The following is a 19,873-nucleotide window of genomic DNA, read 5'->3' on the forward strand; positions in this document are numbered from 1 at the left end:
CGCGTCCGGAGCACGTCGTGTCATCCCGCCCTGCCGCGGTCGGAAATCACTGCGAGCTGCGGGTATGGCTGCTGGCTGCCCTGCCGCCTCCCGATTGGCGAACAGCCAGAGATTGTGCGCAGACCTGTTGGCTGGCCTCCCGCGGGCGCGCCTTATTTCTTGCCCGGCGCCTGGGGAAAACGAAAGATCTTCGAGAAGAAAGTCCGCCCGCCGCCAAACCTGCTGCCTGTCGATCTCCATGCTACCTCCCTCATGGACAGTATCGGTCAAGCGATCCGGCCTCGCGCAATCAAAATCCCCCTATTGAGTGACGCGGCGCTTAAAAGAGTATCCCAGCCACTGGCGCGGAAAGCCGCGCTGTGCCCGGCAGGTCTCATAGCTTTCCTACTCCGTTGTGCTGGCTTTTTTTCTGCGCCGATTGGTGTGCGACTGCGCGACGGCCATTTTCAACTCGGGTGTGATCTCCTCCAATGGCGCATTCTCTGCCCCATGTGGGTTCTGTAGCCCCTGGACATGGACGGTCGGGAATGGCAGTTCGATGCCCTGCTCCTTGAAGACTTGGCGCAGGCGTACATAGAATTTGCGTTTCATGCCGAAGGCGCCTCCCGGTCTGGTTGTCGCCTTGACCCTCAACACGATGCCGTACTCGCCGAACTCCTGTACCCCCTGCATCTTGATTGGGTCGAGCACCCAGTTTTTGAACTCGGGATCTTCCGCCAGTTCGAGGCCGATCCGCTTGATCAGCTTGCGCGCAAAGTCGATATCGGTGTCATAGCCAACGGTGATGTTGAATTTGTCGATAACCCAGTCTCGGCTCTGGTTCTGGACCGCCCCGAGTTCACCGAAAGGTATTGTGAACAGCGGGCCACGGTGGTGGCGCAACTTCACAGAGCGCAGCGAAAAGCTTTCCACGGTACCCTTGTAATTGCCCGAGGAAATATATTCGCCGACACGGAACGCATCATCGAGCAGAAAAAACACGCCTGAAATGACGTCCTTGACGACGGTTTGTGCGCCAAAGCCCACCGCGACGCCGACGACGCCGGCGCCGGCGATCAGTGGGCCGATCTGGATACCCATAGAGGCGAGCATCATCAGCACCGCCATCACGACGATCAATGCGAGCAGCATGTTCTGGAGGATCGGCAAGAGGGTGTGCAGCCGCGCCTGCTGCGAATCGAGGATCGGGACGTCCTCGTCGCTGGTCACAGGGTGCGGCATTTCGATGCCCAGCTTTCGTTCGATCAAAGCCTTGATGATCGACCAGCCGAAATCGGCTGCGAGGGCAATGACCACGACATTGATCAAGCCGCGCAATATGAACGCCGTCGTCGTATCGCTGTCCCGCATGGATTGCATGTTCAGACCCCAGACACGCGCGAGAAAGTAAGCCGCCGCCAGGATCAAAATCATCCGGATTCCGCGATCGACGACAGCGATCGTCACTGCTGGGATCGTAGGCCGACCGACTTCTTCCGAACCAGGCCGCAGGACGAAATTAACCCCGCGCCGCGTCAGCAAGATTGCCAAAGGCAGGAAGAATGCGGCGAAGGTAAACCAGAAGTAGGTATAGAGGCCGGCGATGCGCTGTAGGAACAGGACGACGAAGTAAGCCGTCAATAGCCATGTCGCTTCCGTGTGACCGCTTTGGCGCGCACCGGCTCGTTGCGTTCCTGGCCGACGCCAAATGGCAAGCAGCACGACCAACAGCAGCACGAAATCGGCGCCCAGTGACAGGACCATCATTCCGTCCTGATCGATGCCGAGACCGGGCAAGAGGATAAAAGCGGCGCCGAAGAAGGCGAAGACGCCGACGATCCAGGGTAGCCAATAAGACCAATGGTCAGCCGTTTCGTTGGTGATCGGCAAAGCGCGAACCTCGACGGCGTTCTCGACCTTCATGAAAGAAGGGACGAGCATGGCCATGACGTACATGCGCACACCCCGTGTGACGACTGCCGCCATCAGAAATGTCAGTACAATCTCGCGGATAAGCATTGGCCAGTCGAACAACATGAACGCGCCGGCGCTGCCCAGTGCGAATGAAACGATCAGCATGCTGGAATAAAGCGCGCGACCACCAATCTTCTTGGCTCGCCCGATTGGCGTATCCTTCGATTGCGCGATAATCCAAAGGCGAAATGAACGAGTGAGCCTGTACGTTGCCCAAGTGAGCGCCAGGCCGGCAGCGATGAACATCGCAGTCAGGATCAATACGCCGGCAGCCCCCTTGCTGGACATATCGTCCATGGTCTCTGCCCGAACGCGCGCAAACTGGCCAGGTAGCAGAGGCAAAGTTCGCACGATTCTTTCGATATGATGCCTGATCCGATCGAGCGTCGAGGATGCCATCGTATTCATCTGGCCTGGTGCGGCCACGGCGCCGGACGATGCGTCGGTCGGCGAAGCTCCTGCCTCGGCAGGCGCACCCGTTGATCCGGCGTCCTGATTTCGTTGTTCGGCCACCCAGGCCTTCACGGACGGATCGTTGAGAAGCTCGAACAGCTGTTTGACCCTCTCAGGCGGGACGGTCGCCGGCGCCTGCGCCTGTGCCTGACCGGCCAACAGGAGGGCGATCCCAAAGACGAGCGGCCTGGCAATCAGGACAAACATCGCCGTCAGATCTCCGAGACATCGTGCCGGGCGCGCCAGGTTCCTGGCTCCCAATCGTCGAATCATGAGTGGCATCGTGCTGTTAACCTTCCGGTCAAATCGGCAAGCAACGACATCTAGTCCGTTGTTGCCCTACCTTGAAGAAAGCGATGTTGCGGTGCAAGACGTCACGTTGCGAGCCAGAGCGTTGCGCCGGTACTTGGCGGTGTTTAGCCGCCGGGAGTCAGGGCATTCCGACTGCGGTCCAGGCCCCAGCCGTTCTATGAACCGGGCGTCCGTGATGCTGGGCGTAGAACGCCCGGCACCAGGATCCCGGGCTCATATACTATGAGGGGCATGAGCGCTTGCGCCATTCGGCCTGTCTTCGAGTCTTTTTTGCCTGCGTCCAATTCGCCCCGATCTTGACAGAGCGGTGCTGCCATCCGATGCCGTCATTCGTCTTTGACATTCGCCAACTCTTGCCGAAGAAAACGAAAGCTCGATGGTCCAGGACGATGCTACCGTAGGCGGTGTGGTACCGATGTTCGATGCCGAGCAAACCATCGGCGCAACGCTTGCCAGCATCCGCGGGCAAGACCGTCTCCTTTGGCGGGACATCGCCGGCTATGTTTCGGGACCATTGTTCTACCTTCGAACCAGGCGCGGGTAAGACGGCGTGGCGCACAATCCCTTGGTTTCAATCGTGGTTCCCGCGCACAACGCAGAGGCAACGCTGGAGCGCGCACTCGATTGCCTTCTCGATCAGGAAATAGTGGATTGGGAGGCGATCATCGTCGACGACGCCTCCACGGACCGCACCCCCGCGATCATCGCCGGTTATGTGGAGCACGATGCCCGATTTCGGACGTTGAGCTCTTGCGCGTGTAGCGCCGCCGGCGCGCGCAATAGCGGGATTTCGACAGCCCGCGGCCGCTGGCTCATGTTTCTGGATGCCGACGATTGGGTGGATGCCAGCTTCCTTGCAAAAATGCTGGCCGCGCTGAAAACCGCTCCAGATGCAGTGGCCGCCTATTGCGGTTCTCGGCGCGTGATGCCCGATGGCGAACTCACCCCGTCGAGCATCTCAACGGAGGTCGCGATCCAGCCCTTCGAAACATTCGCCCGCCAGTGTGCCATTCGCACTCACGCGCTGCTAGTCGACCGGGAGACAATTGTCGAGTTGGGCGGTTTCGATGTGTCGCTGCGCACCTGCGAGGACTGGGATCTGTGGCAGCGCCTCGCACGTCTAGGCAAACGTTGGGTGATGGCCGACGAGCCGCTCGCTTTCTATCGGATCAGCCCCAACTCGCTCTCCCGCAATTCGACGCAGATGCTGATAGATGCGGAAATCGTGATCGCCCGCGGCTTTTCTCCTGATCCGAGGGTCAAACACCCAGCATCGGCACACGCCAATGGAGCGATCGAGGCGAACGGCCGCACCGCTTCAGAAGCACTCGCGTGGTTCGCGTTGTGGAACGCTGCGTCGGATTGCGGCTGCGGCTCGCGCCCGATCAATCCGCAGTCCCTGCGCGCACTGCCGGCAGGGCGCAAGTGGGCGGGTGAGATCGCCAAGGTGGCCTTCGATGGCCTTATGGTAGGAAGCCTATCGGTGCCGGCGCAATTGGCTGCCAGGTGGGACAGGTTCGGCGGCTCCCTCACCGAGTTGATCATCGAACTCGCCAAGGTCTGGGACAATCCCGCGGCGGGTCGCCGCGTCCAGTATCACCTTGAGCAAATGCTTCTCGACGTCGACGATCTTGCCGCGCCGCGCAGGCTGGCGCGGACACTTGGAATTCGCGTCGACGCTCGAAATCCGACCGCGACCGAAGTTCCGGAAGGAATCGATCAAATTTATGCCTATCTGATGATGGATGGCCAGATCGAGGCTCTCGTGCAGTTCGGCGTACTGGGGAAAGTGACAAGGCGTCATTGGATTGAATTGACCCTGGATTTCGTGCCCCCTGAGCGGCTTGCACCGCAAAAGGCCGCCGGTGCCGACAAGTCAAACATGTTTGCAGCCGAGGCATTGTCGTCCATAGCGGGACGCCGGTCTGATCGGGACAGCCACTTCGGCAAACTCGCAAGATTAGTCGCGGAAGCGCGGTGGCTGGTTCGGTCGAGCGCCGAACCTGCAGAGCCTCTTGGAGCGCCACGCCGTGCACGGGCCGCGGGTGGGCACGATAATGATCGCACGTCGTTCTGGAATCGCCATTTCGCGACCGAGGATCCCTGGAACTACGGTGCGCCCTATGAGCAGGAAAAATATGAGCGGCAGCTCGAAATTCTGCCTCCCGGTCCCATCGGACGGGCGCTTGAGCTGGCCTGCGCGGAGGGCCACTTCACGCGGCAGCTGGCCCCGCGTGTGGGCCATTTGACCGCAACTGACATCTCCGCCGTAGCCATCGGGCGGGCGCGGGAGCGATGCAGCGATCAGCCGAATGTTGAGTTTGGCGTACTGGATTTCTCTGCGGACACGCTGCCGGGTGAGATGGATCTGATCGTCTGTTCGGAAGTGCTCTACTACCTGGATGATCTCGCCGAGTTGCGGCGCATCGCCAAAAAACTCGTTGACGCGTTGGCGCCTGGCGGCAGCTTCATCAGCGCACACGCATTCGTGCTGCGTGACAATGTTGAAAGGACGGGCTTCGACTGGAACACTTTCGGTGCACAAGTGATCTCAGAGACGCTGGCAGGGACCGAAGGCCTCGTCCTCGAGCAATCGATCCAGACCGAGCTCTATCGCATAGACCGCTTCCGCCGCCTGTCACCAGCCGACGTGGCGACGGAACCGATGATAGATCATGTGCCAATCCGCGCGCCCGTCGAAATTGGGGTCGCGCGAAATATCGTCTGGGGCGGGGCGCGGGCCTTGCGCCGCGACGTCGCCCGTAGCGAGCGGCGGCAGCGTATCCCTGTCCTCATGTATCACAGCGTCTCCGATGATGGTCCGGCCGCGCTCGCCCGTTTTCGGCTCACCCCGGCCGCATTCGGCAGCCAGATGGCATGGCTGCGCGCCAATGGCTTTCATGCGATTAATTCAGAGCAGCTGGAATGGTTCGTCGCCAACCGTCGCCCTTTCGTTGGCCGCCCAGTGCTCATCACCTTCGATGACGGCTTCCAGAACTTTGCCGACCATGCCTGGCCGACATTGCGCGCGAACGACCTGACCGCGGAAGTGTTCCTGGTGACGGACCTGGTCGGTGAAAGTGCAAGGTGGGACGCCGACAGCGGTCCGCCGACGCAGCTTATGGACGCCGGGACCATCCGACGCCTCTCCGGCGAAGGCGCGTTCTTCGGAAGCCATCTGGCGACGCATTGCGCGATCGATGGTCTGTCGAGCTCTGACCTGGCCGCCGAGCTTCTGCGCTCTCGTATGTTCATCGAACGGTGGACCGGTCGGCCAACCACGGCGTTCGCGGCACCCTTCTCCGTCACCGACCGACGGCTTGGCCGGCTGGCCAAGGAGTGCGGCTATCGAATCGGCTTCGGCCGCAAACACGGGCCGGCGGACCTCGATTGCGATCCCATCGACCTTCCGCGCATCGAGATTCGCGGGGATCGCTCGCTCGATCACTTTGTTGCCATTGTCGAGGCCGTGCTCGAGTGAACGGTGAAACTTGTGTCATTATTCCCGCTCACAATGCGCACGTTACAATCGACGAGACGCTCCGCAGCGTGCGCGCGCTCGAGATTATTGTTGTTGACCATGGCTCACGCGGCCAGACTGCCGCGATCGCCCGATGTCACGCGGAGATCGATACGCGCGCGCGGCTGATCGAGCGGGCAAACGCCGGTGTGGCCGCCTGGGCACACGTCGCTTCGCGATTACCCATGTCGACGGTGCCGCTCCCCAATGACGGCATTCTGACGGTTGGAAGGCGTGCTGTCGCAGTGACCCCACGATAAAGGAGCCATCCACAAAGGACATCGCAAGTCTATTGGGCGACTTGGGACACGGCTGACATCAGCTCCTGCGGGTTTGGCGCCCCAAACATGTATCGCCCACCCTCCGGAACCTCCGTGAAGCTCCAGCGGACGATGCCCTGCCGGTCCAGTAGGAACTGACCGACCAGTTGTCCATGTCCGGTTGCCATCATCTGCTCGTCGGCTTCGGTCATTTCGTAGTGGTCCCTCTTGTCGAGGATTTCGCCGGCCGCTAAAGGATCCATAGGACCGGGCAACTCGCCTGGTATGTCGACCCGCATATCCTTTACCGCCGCCATCGAGACCTTGTACGGCCAGTTCGTCTCGTTTTGGGTGAATTCGAGATTGGGCAGTCCAAAAGCACGATGTGAAGCGCGTTCAGGGTCGGAGGCCGCAAGCAGATTCGGCATCGGGTGGTAGCGGAAATAGAGACGCGCCCGTTCGATCGGTGTGTTGACCACGGTCAGGCTCTCCACGCCCCTTTCGCGCAGCTCCGGATCAAGCCGCGCCTGGGCGGCGATATGGCGCCGGCAAAACGCACAATGCAGACCTCGAAACAGGCCGACCAGAACCGGTTTTTGTCCGCGAAAGTCGTCAAGCGCGATCTTGCCTTCCTGGGTAATGGCGTCGAGTACCAAGTTCGGCGCACGGTCGCCCGGTTGAAGCGGTACCAAGTCACTATGCGCGGACATTGCCAACCTCCCCACCCGGCTAGTCGAGAAAAGGCAGCACCACAAGCGCTTCCGGGTCGAGCCCGTGCTGGGCGCAAATACCCTGCGCCAGGGAAAAGTAGCGTTCGGCCTCGGCCAGATTGTCGAGGTCGAGATTAAGCGTTGCAAGACCATCATAGCACGGAAACAGCAGTTGGGGTTCGCCTGTTTCGCGGGCTACGTCCAGTGCTTCGTGGAACAAGCCAACCGCCAGTTCCGGACGGCCGTTGCACTGATGGATTTGCCCAAGCACGATCAACGGCACCGGCAGGTGCTCGCGCTGGTCGAGCGCCCGGTCGATCTCGATGGCCTTCTCGGCAGCAGGCACGCCCTCCGTTGGACAGCGATCCGTGAAAGTACAACAAGCGACCGCCAGATTGGCGAGAAGGCGCGCCTGGAAACCCAGATCACCAATATGGCGCGCCACTTCAAGACCGCGCCGACAGACCTCCATCGCCCGTGCCGGATCGATGGTCGTGTAAAGCACGCCAAGATTGGTGTAGCCGCGGCAGGCGGCGCCCAGTAGACCGGCGACTTCGGCCAATTCAATGCTACGCTCAACCTCATGCACGGCTTCACGGTTTCGCCCAAGGCGAGCCAGCGCGACAGCCTTGGTGTTAAGTGCCTCGGCGGTCACAAGAGTGGCATCACGCCCTACCTCGGAGACATGCTCCGTTGTCAGAGTGCGTACGCAATCCAGCGCCGCGTCTGCCCATTTTGCCGCGAGAGCGTGGTCTCCGCTCCGGAACGCCTGTCGGCCACGTTCTTGCCAGAGATGCGCCTGCTCGATCGGGGCATCCGCTCCATCGAGGAGCGCTGCCGCTTCAGCATAGCGGGATTCTGCGTTGTCCCGCTTGCCGACATCCCAAAGCAGCCGACCGATCTTACGCAAAACTCGCGCCGAAGCGACACGATCGGCTGACTCGCGGTATGCCTGCAACACCGTCTCGTAGTGGTGGTGCGCGATCTCGCGGCGGCCTACCGGGCCGCTCAAATCGGCAATGCGCTCTGCAATTGCCAGTTTGAGCGGCGTTTGCCCGATCGCGTCCAACGCAGTCAGTGCTCGCTCGTAGAAACGAAGGGCGTCGTCGTTGGCGTATATCATGCGAGCGCGATCGCCCGCCGCCTGCAGGTAATGCGCGCCCCTCTCCCGCTCGGCGCTCTGTGCGAAATGATGACCGAGCACGGTCAAATCCTCGAGCCGTTCCGGCTTGTCGCCGCACAGTTGCTCCAAGGCAGCACCGACCCGCCCATGGATGTCGGTTCGGCGTTGCAGGAGCAGATTCTGGTAGATCACATCCTGCAGCAATGTTTGCGTAAAGCGGTAGCTTTGCGACGAGACCGAGCCTGATCCGGCAACTTCCTCGATGATTTCCGCATCGCAAAGCAGTTCGCAGCCGGCTTCTAGCCGGCCGGGGTCGGATGTCACGGTTTTCAGAACTGTGGCATCGAAGCGCGGGCCGATTACCGCGGCTTCCTGGGCCAACCGGCGCACCTCTTGGGGCAGCCGGTCGACGCGAGCAAGCAACATTGCCTGGATAGTGGCAGGAATGCCGGTTGCGACTTCGCCTGCCACAGTCCGCCATCGCTGGCCCTCGCGCATCAGTACACCGCGATCGATAAGGCCGCGAACGATCTCCTCTACAAAAAGGGGGTTGCCGCCCGCGCGCTCGAGGATCTGGTCGGGAAGCCTTCCTGCGGAGTTTACCCAGCTCTCGCCGAAAAGCGCCGCCAGCAGGCTGCGTCCGTCGTCACTGTTGAGCGGCGAAAGCCTGAGCGCTGTGTGACTGACCCGACTTGAGTCGAGCTGGTCGTTGTCCGGCGCCGGACGATGCGTGACCAGCAACATCAACCGCGTGCGTTCCAACCTGTCCATCACGAAACGCAGTGCCTCGAGCGACACGGCGTCGGCCCAGTGCAGGTCTTCAACGACAATCAACAGCGGCGACAACGCAAGCCGCCGTTCGATGATTGTGCGGACTGCGTAGAGAATTTGCCGCCGCAGTTGCTCGGGCTCGACATGCTGCAAGGTGGCATCGGGGTCGCCAAGGCCAAGCACATGGTAGAGCAAAGGCATCAGCCGCGTCGCTTCCTCGCCCTGGAGACCGAGATCGGTAAGCAAGCCTGCGAGCTTGCCCCGCATTTCGTCCCCAGTGTCGTTCTGCATCATTCCGGCAGCGCTGCGCACCACAGCGCCCAAGGCACCAAATGATCGTTCGCCCAGCGGTGAGCAGGTGGCCTGCCGCACGGCGAGGTTGCGAAAACGATCCTCGTCGCCGACGCGGGCGACGAACTCCTTTACCAGTCGCGATTTCCCGATACCGGCTTCTCCAACGAGGCGGACAAGTTGGGCCGAGCCGCCGCACGCCTGGTCAAGGCTCGCCAGCATTCTATGCAGCTCCGCATCACGGCCTATCATCGGAGCGCTGAGGCCGAGCGCCTCGAGCCCACGCGCCGCACGCGGCGCCGCAAGCGGTGCATCCAGCCGATGGACGAGCACACTGCCGGCCTTGCCGCGAAGCACGACATCACCCAGCGGCTCGTAGGAGAAGGCATGCCGGGTCAGCCTGTGAGTGAGCTCGCCCACCAGCACCTCACCCGGGGCTGCCAGCGATTGCAGGCGTTGCGCCGTATTCACGGTGTCGCCGGTCACCGAATAGGATTTGGCGGTGCCGATGCCCAATCCGCCAGTGACGACCGGGCCGGTGTTTATGCCGATGTGGAGCAACAAGGGCGAGCCGGAGTGGGGGGCGCTTTCGCCGAGCCGCGCCGTCCGGGCGATCATGTCAAGAGCGGCGCGAAGCGCACGTTCCGGATCGTCCTCATGTGCGACCGGCGCACCGAACAGAGCGAGCAGTGCATCGCCGATGAATTTGTCGACGAACCCGCCGAAGTTTCGCACGGCCGCCGTCAATTCCTTGAACAGTTCGTTCTGCAGCGCTTGCATGACCTCGGGGTCGAGCTGCTCGCTGAGTGTCGTGAAGCCGCAAAGGTCGGCAAACAGGACCGTTACCGTCCGGCGATCGGCGTCGGAGACGGGATGCCGCCCATCGTCGGTTTCGACGTTCGCAAGCAGCGACGGCGTTCGAGAAGGCGGTACGATGGTCCGGCTCGGTGTCGGAGCAGGCCGTTCGACGGCTTTTGCCGGCGCACCGACGCTTGCCCCACATTTCGGACAGAACTCGAAATCGGGTGCGCAGGGGTAGCCGCAACTGGCGCATGGCACGGGCTGGCGCTTGCCACACCTTGGACAGAAAGCGTATCCGCTCTCAACCTCGAAACCGCAGCCCGAGCAGTCCATCGAACAAGACCTCACTAGGGGCCGTGACCGCGTGATCTCCCTACGCGCGTCACGACCAGGGTGTTCACAAGGATGAACCGTTAGCCGTCGACCAGCAAGCGGCTGCGCAAATGGGCATCGGGCGATCAGTGTGAGTCCTGTCGTTCAGGCGGCTGCGTGGCCGTCGTTTGCAAAAGTTTCCTCGTACCCTCCGCCTTCCTGCTATCGTAGGGACGAGGAGACGGACCGATGAGCGAGAATCGTAAGCTGGCCGCAATCCTGGCTGCAGATGTGGTCGGATACAGCCGGCTCGCGAGTGCGGACGAAGATCGTACATTGGCGAGGTTGCGGGCACTGCGCAGCGACCTGATCGATCCGATCATCGCCGTGCACAACGGGCGGGTGATCAAGCGCACCGGGGATGGGGCGCTGGTAGAGTTCCGCAGTGTGGTGGATGCCGTGCGCTGCGCCGTTGAGGTTCAGAATGGTATGGTTGAGCGCAATGCCGGCGTGGCGCAGGACCGCCGCATCGAGTTCAGGATCGGCATCCATCTGGGCGATGTGGTCGAAGAAAGCGACGGCGACCTGATGGGCGACGGCGTCAACATTGCCTCGCGTTTGGAGGGCGTCGCGGCGCCCGGCGCCATCTGCCTGTCCGAAGATGCCTATCGCCAGGTCAAGGCGAGGCTCGACCTCTCGGTCAGCGATCTGGGCAGCACGCAGCTCAAGAACATCGCCGAGCCGATCCGGGTCTATTCGCTGCAAGTCGGCAGCGCCGGAACCAGGGCTGCCGCGACCCCGGAAACCGCGAGCCGGCCGGCGACGGCAGCGCCGCCGAAGTTGTCAATCGCCGTCCTGCCATTCGCCAACATGAGCGGTGACGTTGAACAGGACTACTTCGCCGACGGCATCTCCGAGGACATCATCACGGCGCTGTCCAAACTGTCGCAGCTCTTCGTCATTGCGCGCAATTCGTCGTTTACCTTCAAGGGCCAGAACGTCCATGTGCAGGAGGTGGGCACCAAGCTCGGCGTGCGGCATGTACTTGAGGGCAGCGTACGCAAGTCGGGGAACAGGGTGCGCATCACCGCGCAGCTCATCGATGCAACCTCGGGCGGCCATCTTTGGGCGGAGCGGTTCGATCGCGAGTTGACCGACATATTCGCCGTGCAAGACGACGTGACGCAGCAGATCGTCGCTGCGCTGGCGCTCAATCTGACTGAGGGTGACCGTCAGCGGCTGGCGCCCGAGCACCCGCGCCACGCGGAGGCGTATGACTGTTTCCTGCGGGGCCGGGAGCTGTGGCATCGGCTGACGAAGGAGACCAACGTCGCAGCCCGCGACCTCCTGCAACGTGCCATCGACCTGGACCCGAAGTTTGCCTCCGCCCACGCTTTCCTCGCCCTCACGCACGGACTCGACTACCTGAACAGGTGGAGTGCCTCGCCGCCGGAATCGATGGCGCAAGCGGAAGAGGTCGCAACGCGAGCGGTAACGCTGGATGACAGCGATCCCTGGGCGCACTGGGCGCTGGCTATAGCCAAGCTGTACACACGACGGCACGATGGGGCCATCGGCGAGGCCGAGCACGCGATCGCCCTCAATCCGAACTTCGCCGAGGGGCACGTGATCCTCGGCGAGGCGCTGTACTATTCGGGCAGACCCGAGGAGGCCCTCGAGAGTTTCGCCCGGGGGAAGATCTTGAATCCGTACTTTCCGGATGTGCTTCTGCATTTCCAGGCTTTGGCAGCGTTTCAACTGGGAAGGTACGACGAGGCCGTTGGCCTCTTGATGCAACGACTGGCTCGCAACGCTGTCACCGATGTCTCGCGCGCGCTTCTGGCCGCCTGCTACGGCCATCTCAGCCGTTTCGCCGAGGCCCGCGCGGCATGGCAGGACGTGCTTCGCGTCAATCCCGACTATTCGCTGGAATACCGTCGCAAAGTGTTGCCCTACAAGAACCCTGCCGATTTCGAACTCGTGGTGGACGGGCTCCGCAAGGCCGGTGTCGTGCAATGACAGGTGAGGCCATGTCAGGTCAGACAGATCGCCGTCGCTTGCGGTTGCGCACTAGGAAATTCACCTGAAATAAGGCCTGAAGCGAGCCTCAGGTCGCCGCCTTGATCTCTGCCCGGCCGATCTTGCGCCATCGGGCGTTTTCGCGAACCAGCTTCAGGTCGTCGGTCGTCTCGGCAAGTGTCCGCAAACGGTATTGCCGGAGCAGGTCCGGGAAGAGCGACCCTTCCGGCAGGCCGGCAAGCTGCTCGCGGACGGAGATCTTTTCATCGATGACCCGCATGCCCCAGGCATTTTCCCGAATCTGCAGCTCGGCAGCCAGGTCGCGCTCGTCCGGCGCGTTTTCGTCCAGCGCAGCCAGCAGGATCGAGTGGAAAAGCGCGACATAGCCAATCTGTCTCAGGCCGCCCACAACCCGCACGCGCGGCAGTATGGCAAGGACGAGGAACATCAGGAACAGGTTCGGCAGCAGCACGCCGTCCAGCAGCGCCTGCCTCAGATGCGGCCGCTCGAACGGGATGGAAAGACCATGCGGCCTGTCAGGCTCGATCAGGTGCCCGTTCTCGAGGACGAGCTTGCGCACGCGCTCCTCGCGGATGCCCCAGAAATAGGCCGTGCTATTGGGCAGGAATCTGCCAAATGGGCCCGATGCGGCCTCTTGCAAGGCACGGTCGAGACGCTGACGCCTTGCGGGCTCCACGAGCAGCCTGGAAAGAAGGCTGCCGTCATCTTCCAGATGCCGCGCCATGGCAGCCGCGGCGAGCCGATCATCGATGAAAACCGGCCGGGCCATGCCGGAACGATCCCAATCGGCGACGAGGTCCTCGTTGAGGGCGGTCAGCGCATCGGCGGCGGTTACAAACACCTTGTCCTGGCTGGCAAGCAGTATGCCCAGCCAGCGGCTGGCATCCGTTTCATCGCCCACCGCTGCGAGCGCGCGCGTGTTCAGGGAGACGGGACCGGCCACGCAGGCGCTTTTGCGGCACAGTTTGTGGCGCCCCATGCCAAACAAATTGACCTTGTCGTCGCCGACATCGAGCCATCCCGGCCCCTCCCGGCCGATTGTCTCCAAGGTCATCGTCGTTCCCATGAAGCCGACGAAGGCCGACAGCCCGCTTTCGACCGCGCCGAGCCAGGCAAGCATAAGGGCATCGAACGTGATCCGGTCCATCAGCAGCAGGCAGTGCAGGCCGGACTGAATCACCGGTCTGTGCTCGAACTCTTCGAGGGCCTTGCCGATCTCTTCCGGCTGCATGATCGCACCAAGGCGCTGATGCAGGACGTCGCGCAGGATCGAACGGGCAGCGATCGCCGGACCCGATGCAGGCCTTGCCACCGGCCGCCACAGATGGCGCGCGTAATCGGAAACCGGTGCATTCCAGTTCTGCTCGATATCACGCACGACTTCCGGGCAGAGCTGCGACAGCACAGCCAGAATTTCCGCCGGAGGCGTAGGGGTTTGGTCGAAGACGGCGGTCATTGGTCCCGTCTAGCCGCTTGCGGTGTAAACGCCAAGGGAGACCTCAGAACCGCAGCCGGGCCATGCTCAGGAGGTCGTGGTACTGCCCGTCGGTAAAACCGGCCTTGACATGCCGGCCTTCGACCTCGAAGCCGTGGCTTGTGTAGAGACGGACGGCCGGTTCGTTGTCGGCATAGACGGTCAATTCGACCCGCTTCAGGGCGCGCCAGTTGTCGGCCACGTCAAGAAGCGCGCCAAGTATGGCAGAGCCGATGCCCTTGCCGACAAAGGCATCATCAAGGCCGATATTGATCTCGCCGCTATGCGAACGGCGCGGCGAACTCTGCACGACCAGGCTGCCATGGCCGACGACCTTGCCGTCCAGCTCCGCAACGATCCAGGTGGTTTCCTGGCCGGACTTGGCGATGCGCCGCTCGACCTGCTCCACCATCTCGAAGGGCATCCTGAGCGTGCCCCAGCGAAAGCCCTTCATGTTGAAGATGGCGCAAAGCGCCTCCGCATCACTTGGCCGGACGGCGCGGAGCTGCGGCTGGATTTTCTCAGAGGATGGCGAGGTCGTGCTGGTCATGGCGTTCCCGGCGAAGGCAATCGGCCCGGCACGATGCACCGGACGTCCCCTGAAAATCCAGCCGTCTCTGCAACCTATGATGCCGATTGCCCGCTGAAATACCGCGAGGCGGCGTAGAGTTTGAAGACACCGCTGATGCCGATCCAGCAGAAAAGGGCGAGCCAGTACAATGTCCCGGTCGCCGTCCAGTCGATCCGGTGCACCGCAGCGTCGGTGATGACGAGGCCAAGGATGGCAAGCAGGCCAACCAGAAACTGCGCCAAGCCAAGCACCAGCAGTTCCTCGCGTGGCGCGCTTCTCCAGACGAGATATGTGCCGCCCGCACCGGCGAGGAAGATGGCGCTGTAGACATGGGCGTGGAAGGCATCCACCGGCCATGGCCAGATGCCGCTGAATGTCAGGGGAAACAGCAACAGGCCGACGCCATAGAGCCCGAGGATCGCCGTTTCCACCGGAAGGTAGCCGCGCCATGCGGGGTTTAAGGTCACGCCTCTTGCCGAAGGACGGGCCCTGGCCCGCCACAGGAACAGCCCCGATATCGCGACCGAAGCGAGATAGACCAAAAACCAGAGCCAGGGCGCTTTGCGCTCGAAGTTGAAATAGCCGAGATTGAGGAACGAGGCCACCGACACGATGACGGTGAAGATGAAGGCCATGACGAGCACGAGCCTGCCGGGCGACCATCGATTCCACAACAGCAGCGCCGCCATCACGACCATTTCGGCGGTGTAGAAGCCGCCGAGGAAGCGGGCATTGAACGGCGTGACGGCCCAAGGCCAGCGCGGCTTGACCAGGACGGGCGCGAAAAACAGGCCGGCGCCGACGATCAGGACGATGATGACCGCCGCAGAGAAAAGGCGCAGGGCCGCCGGAAATGGCGGGTTGTCGGATGTCGGCATGGGAGAGAGCCCCAACGATGAATTCCCCATGGACCATCATAGTGCCGGTTAGCGCGAATGGAAATTGGACTGTCACCAGGCTTGTCTATTCGAATGGCCGTACGGTCCGTTTCGAAGTAAAATGGCGACTCGGACCAAAGAGGGGTCCGGACAGCCCGCCTCGGGCGCGCATTTTCCGGAGCCTGCACGATGAACGAAGCTCAGGATCTGTTCTCGCTTCTGCGGCAATCGACCGATGTCGATCCACAGGCAGTCGACGCGATCGAGCGAACCATCGCGGAGGGCCAGGACCGTGAACTTTGCCGCATCAATGCGCCAGCCTTCGCCGGCAAGCATGGCCTCGACGAGGAACGCACCATAGGCGCCTTTCTCCACGCTGCGCGGGTGGGTATCTTCGACATTTCCTGGAATGTCCTGTGCCCCGGCTGTGGCGGCGTGCTCGACACCAACGCCACGCTGAAAACCCTGCAGAAGGACGAATACACCTGCGCGCTGTGCTCCGAGGGCTATTCGCCGACCCTCGACGAGATGGTCGAGGTGACATTCACCGTCAGCCCCCGCGTGCGCAGGATTGCCGCCCACAATCCACACGAACTGCCGTTGGTGGAATATTTCCGGCAGATCTACTGGGGGTCCGGCGTCGATCTGCCGGAAGAGGATTTCGCCAAAAAGATAGAGGCGTTCTCGTTGGAGGATATCGAGCTTGCGCCCGGTGAAAAGGCGTTTCTGCTCATACAGCTTCCGTCCGAATTCATCATCGTATTCGAGCCGGTCACCCATTCAGCGCAGTTCATCGACGCGAAGGGCGAACCAGCAAAGGAACGCCGAAGCCTGTCTTTGGTCTTCGACCGCGACCATGTCCAGAGCCAGACGCTGGAGATGCAACCGGGCCCGATGCGCATTTCGCTGGAAAACAGGACCGACACCCGCGTGCTGCCGACGGTCTTCATCGCCGGCAAGGCATTGCATGATTTGCTGGGCAAACGCCGGCCCTTCCTGACCGCCAAGCGCCTGCTCACCAACCATACGTTCCGCGATCTCTATCGCACGGATACGCTCGACATCAACCAGCGCCTGAAGATCACCAGCCTGACCTTCCTGTTCACCGACCTGCGCGGATCGACCGCGCTTTACGAGCGGGTGGGCGACCTTTCAGCCTTCGATCTCGTGCACGCGCATTTCCAGGTTCTGCACGAGATCGTCGCGGCAGAGGCAGGCGCGGTGGTGAAGACGATCGGTGATGCGGTGATGGCGACCTTCGCGACGCCTGATCGTGCGATTGCTGCGGCCCTCAGGATGCGCGATGCGATGCGTGCGCTCAACGACAAGAGCGGACGCGAGGATCTGCTGCTCAAGATCGGAGTCCATGCCGGCCCCTGCATCGCCGTGTCTATGAACGAGCGACAAGACTATTTCGGCCAGACGGTCAACATTGCTTCGCGGGTCCAGAACCTTGCCAACGCGCAGGCGATCTTCGCCACTCGTGCGGTGGTCGACGACAAGCTCACCGCCGATCTATTGCACAGGAACGCGCTGACGCCCGTGCCCCACGAGGTCTCGTTGCGCGGCATTGAGCGGGAGATAGCAGTCTATACGATCCCCTGAAGACCTGACCCCTGAAGACTTGGGTCGTCTCGGCCCCTCACACGCGCCTACAGATAAAATAACGATCGGCGGGCACCGAAGGCGGCAGCGGGAGGCGTTGCAACTGCGGATGATCGAGCGGCGTGCCGCTGACCGCAATGCCGCCGACGCGAAGCAGGCGCGCCGTCAGATCGGGAAGCCAAGTAGAGGTCACTGCATCGCGATCTTCATAGCCGGTGCCGATGTCGGCATGAACAAGAGCGGCATCGATGCCAATGAACCTGCTCGCTGTCTCGCGTATTTCGCCGAGCACGAGGTTTTCAGCTTCGGGAATTGAGCTGGCGTGTGCGGCAAGTGCGCGGTCGAACGCCACGATCCGGCGTCCGGGCAGGCGCTCGCGCAGATGGTGGAACGTGCGGCCATTGCCGAGGCCGAGCTCGACCACGGGCCCCTCCATCTTCGCCACCTCGGTGCAGACATGATCGAGAATGTCGCGCTGTGCGGTCATCCTGCGGATGAAACTGTCGAGGCGAGTCATATGCGATTGTACGTCCTGAACCAGTCCGCACATAGAGGCGAACAATGAACATTGCAATAACCGAACAGGCTGCCGACAAGGATGGCGCGCGGCGGAATGGCGATCTCACTTGTAGGGGTCTGCGGCATCCCGCAAGCCGTCGCCGAGGAAGTTGAACGCCATGATGACGAGAATGACGGGGAGCATCGGCAAGAGCAGCCATGGATAGAACGCGATCACGTTGACGCTGCGCGCCTCGGTGAGCAGGATGCCCCAACTGGTTATCGGCGCCCTCAGGCCGAGCCCGAGGAAGCTCAGCGCCGTCTCGCCCAGAATCATGCTGGGGATGGAGAGCGTCGCCGTCGCGATCAGATGCGACATGAAGCCGGGAATGAGATGCCGCCCGATGATGCGGCTGCTCCTGGCGCCCATCAATTGCGCGGCCAGAACGTAATCCTCCTCGCGCAAGGCCAGAAGCTTTGAACGCACGGCCCGCGCCAGTCCGGTCCAGTCGAGTAGCCCGAGGATGACGGTGATGCCGAAATAGATCAGCGCCGGACTCCAGGTTATCGGCATGATAGCCGCCAGAGCCAGCCATAGCGGAATGCTGGGGATCGATTGCAGAACTTCGATTATCCGTTGAACGATCAGGTCGAAGATACCGCCGTGATAGCCGGCCAGTCCGCCGATGACAATGCCGAGCAGGAAGCTGAAACTGATGCCGACGAGGCCGATTGTCAGTGAAATGCGTGCGCCATAGATAATGCGCGAGAGCACATCGCGCCCCAACCTGTCAGTGCCGGCCAGAAAGAGCTGGCCGTTTTCGGCAGGGCAGACAAAATGCCTGTTACCTTCGATCAGGCCCCAGAACCGGTAACTGTCGCCCTTGCAGAAGAAATGGATCCGCTGAATATCATCCTGTTTCTCAATGTAGTTCCGCTTGAGCGTGTCCATATCCAGCGTCATCTGGCGGCCATAGACGAACGGCCCTACGAACTGGCCGTCGTGGAACAGGTGCACCCGCTGCGGCGGCGCATAGATGTAGTCCATGTTGCGCGTGTGCAGATTGTAGGGCGCCAGGAACTCGCAGATCAGTATCCCGAAATAAAGCGCTGCCAGGAATATGCCGGATACCAGGGCAAGCCGGTGCTTCCGGAATTTCCACCACATCAGCCGCAATTGCGACGCCTGATAGACTTTCGCCTGCTCCGGCGTCATCGCCTCGACCGACTGCAGGTCAATGGGCGCGCTGGAAACGTAGTGTTGCAGTGGAGCACCCGGAGCGGGCAGCGGCGAGTTCGTGTTCATTTGGTGCTGCCGCCTTGCAAACGAATTCGTGGATCAAGCAGCGCCAGCGCCAGGTCGGAAATCAGGACACCGATCACCGTCAAGAAGGCGAGGAACATCAGGAACGACCCTGCCAGATACATGTCCTGGCTTTGCAGCGCCTTGATCAGCATCGGCCCGGTCGTTTCCAAAGACAGCACGATCGCCGTGATTTCGGCGCCGGAGATGATGGCCGGCAGGATAGAGCCGATGTCGGAAATGAAGAAATTGAGTGCCATGCGCATCGGATATTTGACAAGCGCCTTGAAGGGATGAAGGCCCTTGGCGCGCGCGGTCACGACATATTGCTTGTGTAGCTCATCGAGCAGATTTGCGCGCAGCCGCCGGATCATGCTTGCCGTGCCCCCGGTGCCGATGATCAGGACCGGGATCCAGAGATGGGCGAGGATCGACTTCGCCTTGGCCCAGCTCATCGCCTCGCCGAGATATTGCTGGTCCATGAGATGGCCGATGGACGTGCCGAACCAGATGTTGGCGAAATACATCAGGATCAGCGCCAGCATGAAGTTCGGAATGGCAAGGCCGAGAAGGCCGAAGAAAGTCAGGCCGTAGTCGCCCCAGCTGTATTGATGCGTTGCGGAGTACATGCCGATTGGAAAGGCGATGAGCCAGGTGAAGATGATCGTGACGAAGGAAACCAGCACGGTCAGCCACATTCGGTCCCCGACGACGTCGCGAACCGGCAGCTCATATTCGAAGGAATAGCCGAAATCGCCGTGCAGCATCCCGCCGACCCAGTAGAAGTAGCGAACGACCGGCGGCTTGTCGAAACCATATTCCTTGCGCATCATCTCGATGCGATCCGAATCCACCCCCTCGCCCTGAGCCCGCAGCTCGGCGACATAGCTGTCGAAATAGTCGCCTGGGGGAAGTTCGATGATCGTGAACACCAGCGCCGATATGATCAGCAACGTTGGAACCATCACGGCGATGCGCCAGACAAGATATCGAAGCAC

Annotated in this window: 13 protein-coding genes; 4 read left to right on the top strand and 9 right to left on the bottom strand. The window is 61.7% G+C overall.

Annotation, left to right across the window (positions count from 1 at the left end; genetic code table 11):
- Positions 1–384: 384 nt before the first annotated feature.
- The gene (locus tag AC1RZR_RS30770; RefSeq protein ID WP_481826969.1) at positions 385–2,613 is read right to left on the bottom strand and encodes a mechanosensitive ion channel family protein; all 2,229 of its coding nucleotides are present in this window, start codon (positions 2,611–2,613) and stop codon (positions 385–387) included.
- 670 nt (positions 2,614–3,283) lie between these two features.
- On the opposite strand from AC1RZR_RS30770, the gene AC1RZR_RS30775 reads away from it, so the two are divergent.
- On the top strand, positions 3,284–6,199 hold the full coding sequence (locus AC1RZR_RS30775) for a trifunctional glycosyltransferase/class I SAM-dependent methyltransferase/polysaccharide deacetylase (RefSeq protein ID WP_481826970.1): 2,916 nt from the start codon (positions 3,284–3,286) through the stop codon (positions 6,197–6,199).
- Positions 6,196–6,498, top strand: coding sequence for a glycosyltransferase family 2 protein (locus AC1RZR_RS30780; protein WP_477279414.1), 303 nt, complete (start codon positions 6,196–6,198; stop codon positions 6,496–6,498). The genes AC1RZR_RS30775 and AC1RZR_RS30780 overlap by 4 nt, the downstream gene beginning before the upstream one ends.
- 29 nt (positions 6,499–6,527) lie before the next feature.
- Here AC1RZR_RS30780 and AC1RZR_RS30785 read toward each other — a convergent pair whose 3' ends face one another.
- Both AC1RZR_RS30785 and AC1RZR_RS30790 read right to left on the bottom strand, forming a co-directional pair.
- The gene (locus tag AC1RZR_RS30785) at positions 6,528–7,208 is read right to left on the bottom strand and encodes a peroxiredoxin-like family protein (protein ID WP_481829157.1); all 681 of its coding nucleotides are present in this window, start codon (positions 7,206–7,208) and stop codon (positions 6,528–6,530) included.
- A 19-nt stretch (positions 7,209–7,227) separates the two neighbouring features.
- Positions 7,228–10,527, bottom strand: a complete 3,300-nt coding sequence (locus AC1RZR_RS30790; protein WP_481826971.1) for an ATP-binding protein — start codon at positions 10,525–10,527, stop codon at positions 7,228–7,230.
- A gap of 228 nt (positions 10,528–10,755) precedes the next feature.
- On the opposite strand from AC1RZR_RS30790, the gene AC1RZR_RS30795 reads away from it, so the two are divergent.
- The gene (locus tag AC1RZR_RS30795; protein WP_481826972.1) at positions 10,756–12,525 is read left to right on the top strand and encodes an adenylate/guanylate cyclase domain-containing protein; all 1,770 of its coding nucleotides are present in this window, start codon (positions 10,756–10,758) and stop codon (positions 12,523–12,525) included.
- Positions 12,526–12,613: 88 nt separating this feature from the next.
- On the opposite strand, the gene AC1RZR_RS30800 is transcribed toward AC1RZR_RS30795, so the two are convergent.
- The 3 genes from AC1RZR_RS30800 to AC1RZR_RS30810 all read right to left on the bottom strand — a co-directional run bounded on the left by AC1RZR_RS30800 (position 12,614) and on the right by AC1RZR_RS30810 (position 15,469).
- On the bottom strand, positions 12,614–14,002 hold the full coding sequence (locus AC1RZR_RS30800; protein ID WP_481826973.1) for a hypothetical protein: 1,389 nt from the start codon (positions 14,000–14,002) through the stop codon (positions 12,614–12,616).
- Positions 14,003–14,045: 43 nt separating this feature from the next.
- On the bottom strand, positions 14,046–14,570 hold the full coding sequence (locus AC1RZR_RS30805; RefSeq protein WP_481826974.1) for a GNAT family N-acetyltransferase: 525 nt from the start codon (positions 14,568–14,570) through the stop codon (positions 14,046–14,048).
- A 74-nt stretch (positions 14,571–14,644) separates the two neighbouring features.
- Entirely contained in the window at positions 14,645–15,469 is an 825-nt protein-coding gene (locus tag AC1RZR_RS30810; RefSeq protein WP_481826975.1) for a hypothetical protein, read from the bottom strand.
- Positions 15,470–15,658: 189 nt separating this feature from the next.
- Here AC1RZR_RS30810 and AC1RZR_RS30815 point away from each other — a divergent pair, with 189 nt between their 5' ends.
- Positions 15,659–17,074: an adenylate/guanylate cyclase domain-containing protein gene (locus tag AC1RZR_RS30815; protein ID WP_481826976.1), complete on the top strand. Its 1,416-nt coding sequence runs from the start codon at positions 15,659–15,661 to the stop codon at positions 17,072–17,074.
- Positions 17,075–17,111: 37 nt separating this feature from the next.
- Here the strand turns inward: AC1RZR_RS30815 and AC1RZR_RS30820 are convergent, their stop codons facing one another.
- The 3 genes from AC1RZR_RS30820 to AC1RZR_RS30830 all read right to left on the bottom strand — a co-directional run bounded on the left by AC1RZR_RS30820 (position 17,112) and on the right by AC1RZR_RS30830 (position 19,873).
- Positions 17,112–17,591, bottom strand: coding sequence for a class I SAM-dependent methyltransferase (locus AC1RZR_RS30820; RefSeq protein ID WP_477279399.1), 480 nt, complete (start codon positions 17,589–17,591; stop codon positions 17,112–17,114).
- A gap of 105 nt (positions 17,592–17,696) precedes the next feature.
- Positions 17,697–18,878 (bottom strand): ABC transporter permease, encoded by a 1,182-nt coding sequence (locus tag AC1RZR_RS30825; protein ID WP_477279397.1) that lies wholly within the window; start codon positions 18,876–18,878, stop codon positions 17,697–17,699.
- Complete coding sequence (locus AC1RZR_RS30830) at positions 18,875–19,873, bottom strand: ABC transporter permease (protein WP_477279395.1); 999 nt, start codon at positions 19,871–19,873, stop codon at positions 18,875–18,877. Before AC1RZR_RS30830 ends, AC1RZR_RS30825 begins: the two co-directional genes overlap by 4 nt.

The organism is Mesorhizobium bavaricum (assembly GCF_056781655.1).

What these genes read in the sequence shown, in the direction of transcription:
- AC1RZR_RS30815 (WP_481826976.1), top strand. Translation starts at nt 15,659, where the DNA reads ATGAACGAAGCTCAGGATCTGTTCTCGCTTCTGCGGCAATCGACCGAT.
- AC1RZR_RS30790 (WP_481826971.1), bottom strand. Translation starts at nt 10,527, where the DNA reads ATGGACTGCTCGGGCTGCGGTTTCGAGGTTGAGAGCGGATACGCTTTC.
- AC1RZR_RS30770 (WP_481826969.1), bottom strand. Translation starts at nt 2,613, where the DNA reads ATGTTTGTCCTGATTGCCAGGCCGCTCGTCTTTGGGATCGCCCTCCTG.
- AC1RZR_RS30820 (WP_477279399.1), bottom strand. Translation starts at nt 17,591, where the DNA reads ATGACTCGCCTCGACAGTTTCATCCGCAGGATGACCGCACAGCGCGAC.
- AC1RZR_RS30800 (WP_481826973.1), bottom strand. Translation starts at nt 14,002, where the DNA reads ATGACCGCCGTCTTCGACCAAACCCCTACGCCTCCGGCGGAAATTCTG.
- AC1RZR_RS30785 (WP_481829157.1), bottom strand. Translation starts at nt 7,208, where the DNA reads ATGTCCGCGCATAGTGACTTGGTACCGCTTCAACCGGGCGACCGTGCG.
- AC1RZR_RS30805 (WP_481826974.1), bottom strand. Translation starts at nt 14,570, where the DNA reads ATGACCAGCACGACCTCGCCATCCTCTGAGAAAATCCAGCCGCAGCTC.
- AC1RZR_RS30810 (WP_481826975.1), bottom strand. Translation starts at nt 15,469, where the DNA reads ATGCCGACATCCGACAACCCGCCATTTCCGGCGGCCCTGCGCCTTTTC.
- AC1RZR_RS30795 (WP_481826972.1), top strand. Translation starts at nt 10,756, where the DNA reads ATGAGCGAGAATCGTAAGCTGGCCGCAATCCTGGCTGCAGATGTGGTC.
- AC1RZR_RS30825 (WP_477279397.1), bottom strand. Translation starts at nt 18,878, where the DNA reads ATGAACACGAACTCGCCGCTGCCCGCTCCGGGTGCTCCACTGCAACAC.